Source organism: Streptomyces sp. NRRL S-495, assembly GCF_000966955.1.
GTDB classification, from domain to species: Bacteria; Actinomycetota; Actinomycetes; order Streptomycetales; family Streptomycetaceae; genus Kitasatospora; species Kitasatospora purpeofusca.
On sequence record NZ_JZWY01000338.1, the window covers coordinates 1 to 5,822 of the forward strand.

At 76.0% G+C, this 5,822-nt stretch carries 3 protein-coding genes and 1 pseudogene; 2 read left to right on the forward strand and 2 right to left on the reverse strand.

The genetic code is table 11. The features are described 5' to 3' along the window. Positions 1 to 778: alpha/beta hydrolase (locus VR45_RS18170; RefSeq protein ID WP_045940837.1), on the forward strand; the 778-nt coding region annotated here is incomplete at its 5' end. Between the two features lie 18 nt (positions 779 to 796). Here the strand turns inward: VR45_RS18170 and VR45_RS18175 are convergent. Then, complete coding sequence (locus tag VR45_RS18175; RefSeq protein ID WP_045940838.1) at positions 797 to 1,237, reverse strand: nuclear transport factor 2 family protein; 441 nt, start codon at positions 1,235 to 1,237, stop codon at positions 797 to 799. A 160-nt stretch (positions 1,238 to 1,397) separates the two neighbouring features. On the opposite strand from VR45_RS18175, the gene VR45_RS18180 reads away from it, so the two are divergent. Continuing rightward, positions 1,398 to 1,970, forward strand: a complete 573-nt coding sequence (locus VR45_RS18180; RefSeq protein WP_045940839.1) for a TetR/AcrR family transcriptional regulator — start codon at positions 1,398 to 1,400, stop codon at positions 1,968 to 1,970. Between the two features lie 509 nt (positions 1,971 to 2,479). Here the strand turns inward: VR45_RS18180 and VR45_RS44205 are convergent. Beyond that, positions 2,480 to 5,822, reverse strand: a pseudogene (locus VR45_RS44205) (hypothetical protein); the annotation flags it as partial.

A 5,822-nucleotide genomic window follows, 5' to 3' on the forward strand; every position in this document is an offset into this window, starting at 1 on the left:
CGGCGGCGGGCCGGAGGTGCGGTTGGTGAGCGCGCGGCCCGCCGGGGCGGGCGGACCGCTGCCGCTGCTCTACTACCTGCACGGCGGCGGCATGGTGATGGGGAACGCGTGGTCGGTGCTGCCGCGTCTGCTGCGCGAACTGGCCGAGCCGCTGGGGCTGGCCGTGGTCTCGGCGGAGTACCGGCTGGCTCCGGCGGCGCCGTACCCGGCGGCGGTGGAGGACTGCTACGCCGGGCTGCTCGCGGTGGCCGGGCGCGCGGCGGAGCTGGGCGCGGACGCCGGGCGGATCGTCGTCGGCGGCAAGAGCGCGGGCGGCGGTCTGGCGGCGGCGCTCGCCCTGCTGGCCCGGGACCGGGGCGGGCCGGTACCGGCCGGCCAGCTGTTGCTGAGCCCGATGCTGGACGACCGGGACCGCACCTTCTCCACCCATCAGCTGGCCGGGCACGACACCTGGGACCGGACCTCGAACGCGACCGCCTGGCGGGCCGTGCTGGGCGAGCGGTACGGCGCCGACGACCTGCCGCCCTACGCGGCGCCCGCCCGGGCCGCGGACCTGGCGGGGCTGCCGCCGGCCTATCTGGAGGTCGGCTCGGCCGAGACCTTCCGGGACGAGGCGGTGGCGTACGCGGACGCGATCTGGCGGGCCGGCGGCGCCGCCGAGCTGCATGTCTGGCCGGGCGCGTGCCACGGTTTCGACACCTACGCCCCGGAGGCCGCCGTCAGCCGCGACGCCCGGGACGCCCGGCTGCGCTGGCTGCAGCGCGTCCTCCGGAGCTGACCCCGGGGAGGCGGGCGGCTACTCGGCTTCCAGGGCCGCGACCAGCTGCGGCAGGGTGCCGGTGAGCACGGCGAGTGCCAGGTGGTCGTGGAAGTCGCGGCTGTGCACGATGAGTCCGTCCCGCACCCGCAGGACCTGGATGTTGGCGGCGGTGAGCCTCCGGCCGGTGGTGCGGTGGCGCACCTCGTAGTCCCACTCGGCGACGATCACCTCGGGGTCGTCGGTCTCGCGGACCACCACGTTCCGGGAGCTCAGCTCCAGTGGGGACTGCTCGCCGAGCTGGGCGAACCGTTCGGCGAGGACCTTGCGCCCCTCGAACCTGCCCGGCCCGCCGGGTTCGAGGGGCGTCTCCACCACGACGTCCTCGGCGTAGAGCGCGGCGAGCTCGGTGAAGCGGCCGGCCGTGATGCCGTCGAGCAGTACGTGGAAGGTCTCGCGCGGTGACCGCGTTTCGGACATGATCAACCCCCGGAACGACAAGGACGGAGCGACAGGGACGAGGATGTGGCCGCTGGAACCGGACCAGCGACTCCGGTAAAGACGATACGGACTGGACAGTCCGGTTGTCCAGGGTCCGCCGACCGGCGTTCCCGCCTTCGAACGAAAGGGAGTTGAGAGGATGAGCGGCACACAGGAGCGCCCGCTCCGGGCGGACGCGGCCCGCAACCGGGCCAAGTTGCTGGACGCCGCCACCGAGGTGTTCACCACCTGCGGCGTCGGCGTGCCGACGGAGGAGATCGCCCGCGCCGCCGGTGTCGGCGTCGGCACGCTGTTCCGGCACTTCCCCACCAAGGAAGCCCTGTTGGAGGCGGTGATGGTGCGTCGGCTGGAGACGATCGCGGCGGGGACCGCCGAACTCGCCGCCGGGGCCGAGCCCGCCGAGGCCTTCTTCGGCTGCTTCCGGCTGATCGTCGAACAGTCCGCCGGCAAGAACGAGTTCGCCCGGGCCCTCGCCGCGGCCGGCATCGACGTGCACTCCTCGCTGCGCGCGTCCTCCGAGGTCATCCGCACCCGGCTGGCGGAACTGCTGGACCGCGCCCAGCGGGCCGGGGCCGTCCGCGCCGACCTCACCCTGCCCGAACTGATCGCGCTGATCGTCGGCACCGGCGCCACCCTGGAGCAGCTCGGCCCCGACCCGGCCGCCCACGGGCGGGTCCTGGACGTGGTGTTCACCGGGCTGCGGCCGCACTGAGCCCCCGGCACTGAACCCCTGGACCGGGACCCGCCCCGCCCGTCCGTGCGCCCGGATTCGACGGGCGTCGAAGGGCTTTGCCCCGGTGCGGTGGGCGCCGTGAGACTGGCCGCACCCAGGCAGAGACGACTTCGGGAGTGTGTCCGTCATGAGAATCGCGAGATCCCTCGTCCCCCGCGCCGGTGTCGCGGCCGGTGCCGTGCTGATGGCGGCCGGCCTGCTGGGCGGCACCGCCCAGGCCGCCGGCGGTGCCCCGGCCGCGAGCGGCGCCGCAGCCACCGCTACCGTCTCCGCGGCCGCGGCCGCGGTGTCGAACGCCGACCAGACCGTCATCCGGGCCACCGCGGGCCTGAGCCCGGGCCAGAGCTGGTCCTCACCGGACGGCAGCACCGTGCTGTTCCAGCAGTACGACGGCCACGTGGTGCTGTACAAGAACAACGTCCCGATCTGGACGGCCGTCGGCACCTACGGTCTCGGCTCGTACTTCTACGTCCAGGCCGACGGCAACCTCACCGCCTACGACGCCGCCTGGCGCCCCCTGTGGGAGAGCCGCACGGCCGGCCACCCGGGCGCCTACCTCGCCGTCCAGAACGGCGGCAACCTGGTCGTCTACTACAACCAGCGGGCGCTGTGGTGGTCCAACTACCGTCCCGCCGACGCCGACCCCGAGTGCCGCCCCGGCCGCCTCTGCCCGTAACCCGGCACCGCCGCGCACCCCGCCCCGCCCGGGAGGTGAGTCCGGGCGGGGCGGGGTGCCGGCGTGCGTGCGGAGGAGGAGTGGGAAGTCGGACCGGCCGACTTCCTACTCCCCGATCCGGCGGGAGGTCCAGACGGCCAGGTAGCACGCGAGCGGGAGCATCACCAGGAGCGCCGCCCAGAAGGCGGCGTGGCCCCAGATCTCGGCCAGCGAGCGGAACCACGGGCCCAGGACGGGGATGCGCAGCGCCTCCAGCGGGCCCAGCGGCGGGGGCCAGGCGCCGAGGACCGCCGTGCCGACCGCGGCCGCGGCCAGCAGACGGCGGGCCGCGCGCGGGACGGTGGCCGCGGCGACGAGGGTGAGGAAGGCCAGCAGGAGGAGGTAGTCGGCCTGGTAGGCCGCGCCGACCTGGCCGGTGCCCCAGGACTCCGGGGTCGGGTGCTGGTCGCGGTGGACCACCGCAAGCCGGACTTCGACCGCCGCCCAGAGGACCAGGGTCAGCACCAGCGTCCCGCCGAGCCAGAACAGCAGCCGGTCCCGGTAGCCGTCGCGGCCGGGACGCCAGCCCCTGGCCGCGCCGGTGCCGCCGCCCCGGGCGCGGCGGCGGGTGGCGATCGCCGGCCGCCCGTTGCGCGGCCTCGTGCGCCGGGGCGAGCAGCCAGCGCACCGAGCGGCCGTTGAGGACCGGCACCAGGACGAGGGTCGCCGTCGCGGCCACCCCGGCCCAACTCGCCGTCCCGCCCTCGAACATGACCACCCGGTCGATCACCGGCTGCGGCGGCCTGAGCACGGTCATCGGCGGCCCGAGGTGCAGGTAGCCGACGGCGAAGGAGGCGGCGGCGGCGAGGAACAGAATCCGGCGCCCGATCCGGGCCGGGAACGCCGCCACCGCGAGGGCGGCGACCAGGGCGGCGCCGAGCTGACCGGCCGTCGCGCGCGCGGCGGCCTCCCCAGCCGTCCGCAGCGGGCCGTCGAACGCGCCGCCGGGCGCCACGGCCCCGCCCACCCCGGCGTCGACGGAGATCCGCCAGACCGCGCCCGCCCAGAGGGTGACGGCGAGGCAGAGGAACAGCAGCACGCCGGCGACCGCGCGCCGGGGCAGCGCGCTCTGTGCGCCGCTCCGCCAGGCGCGCAGGTCCGCCTTCCACGCCCCCCGGTTGCGGCCGCGCCGTGCACCGCCGGAACGGACGCTCCGCACCTGGAGCACGGCCGCCGCGGCGAGCACGCCCCGCCCGTCGGCCGTTACCGGGTCGGCGGTGAGCGCCCGGCGGCGCAGCTCCGACCAGTTGCGGCGGAACCGCTCCCGGCCGCCGCCGCGCACCCGCGCCGCCACCGCGCCCGCCCCGTCGGCGACGGCGGCCACGGTCGAGTGGACCGGTGCGGGCAGGGCGCCCAGCGGGCCGGGCAGGGCGGAGAGGCGGCGGACGAGGGCACGCCGCTGCCCGTCCGGCTGGAGGGTGAGCAGGAGGATCCAGCGGCGGGCGGCCTTGCGTTCGGCGGCGGTGAGGCGGCCGTCGCCGTTGGTGTTGGTGTTGGTGCTGCCGTTGCTGGTGCCGCCGTTGCGGCCGCCGAGGGTGCGGGCCTCGCGCTCGACCCGGTTCAGCACGGCGGCGAGTTCGGTGAGGCCGAGCAGTCGGGCGCAGGCCCGCTCCGGGCAGGCCGGGTGGCCGCAGTGGAAGCGGGCGGCGAGCCCGAGCAGCCCGGCCGCCACCAGCTCGTCGACCACGGTCGACGCGTCCGGCTGCTCGGCCAGCTCCACCAGCCCGGCCACGTCGACCCGGCGGTCCCGCACGTACGGGACCGCCGCGGGGGTGAACGCGGCGCCGAGGGCCAGCACGGCCCGGGAGGCCGCCGCCGACTTCTCGGCGGAGGTGCCGCGTTCGACGTCCTTGAGGTAGTGCAGGTCGAGGACGGTGTCCTTGACCTCGTCCCGGAGCCAGTCGCGCAGACGCCGGGCACCGCCGCTGACCAACCAGGCCGCCGCGTCCGCCGAGCGCTTCAGCAACGCCTCGGCGAGCGCCGCCGGTTCGTGGAAGTCCTCGCCCCGGAAGGCGATCGGACGGTGCTTGGGCCCGGGCGGCGGGGTCGGACCGGGCGGCGGCGGGGCGACCCGGCTGCGGACCACCTCCGGGCTCTCGCCCTTCAGCCAGGCCCGGACCTGCGGCGCCGTCCACCGGTCGGCCGGGTCCTTGGTGAACAGGCCCTGGAGCAGCAGCCGGTGGCGCTCCTCGGCGACGGCGGTGAGGTCCACCTCGTCGTCCATCACCAGCCGGAACTGCAGGGCCTCGTCGCTGACCAGGCCACCGTCCGCGCGGCGGTAGCGGCTCGCGCCGGTGAACACCTCGTAGAGGATGGTGCCGAGCGCCCACCACGGCCCGGCCGGGTCGTTGCTGCCCGCGAGTTGTTCCGGTGCCATGTAGGCGACGGTGACCTGCATGTCGGTGGAGAAGCGACGGCTGGCGGTGAGCTTGGCCACGCCGCCGAAGTCGGCCACCACGAACTCGCTGGCGGAGCCGCCGTTCCGGCCGCCCCCGCGGACCAGGATGTTGGCGGGCTTGAAGTCGACCGGGTTGCGCTTGATCCTCACCTGCCAGAACTCCAGCAGGTCGACGAGTTCGCGGATGATCCGCTCGGTCGCGCCGCGGCGGCCGAGGCGGCCCTCCTGGCGCAGTTCGGCGACGTGGTCGGCGAGGGTGGTGGGAAGGTACTCCATCGCCAGCCAGTCGCAGAGCGCGCCCGCGTGCTCGACCTGGCCGTGGCCGAGGATCTCGGGGACGTGGCGGCGGAAGAGCGGGTCGCTGGCGAGGTGGGCGAGGAGTTCGGTGTCGGCCCGCACGCCCGGGTTGCCGACCTTCACGGCCGCGTAGCCGTCGCTGTCGCCGCTTCCCCTGTTGCTGCCCCTGCTGCTGCCACGGCCGTCGGCGCGGCTGACGTGCCAGACGGTGCCCTCGCTGCCGGAGCCGACCCGGCCGACGGGGTGGTAGCGGTCGGTGAGGGCGGTGGGGAAGTCGGCGGGACCGGCAGGCGGGACGCTGGTGGGCGGGGTGGCGGTGCGTGGAGCGGCTGTGGGTGGAGCAGCGGCGGTGGGTGGAGCGGCGGTGGGCGACGGTTCGGCGGGGGTCCTGGGCGGGACCGGGCCGCCCGGGCGCTGGACG

Coding starts and splice junctions, on each gene's coding strand:
- VR45_RS18175 (WP_045940838.1), bottom strand. CDS start 1,237: ATGTCCGAAACGCGGTCACCGCGCGAGACCTTCCACGTACTGCTCGAC.
- VR45_RS18180 (WP_045940839.1), top strand. CDS start 1,398: ATGAGCGGCACACAGGAGCGCCCGCTCCGGGCGGACGCGGCCCGCAAC.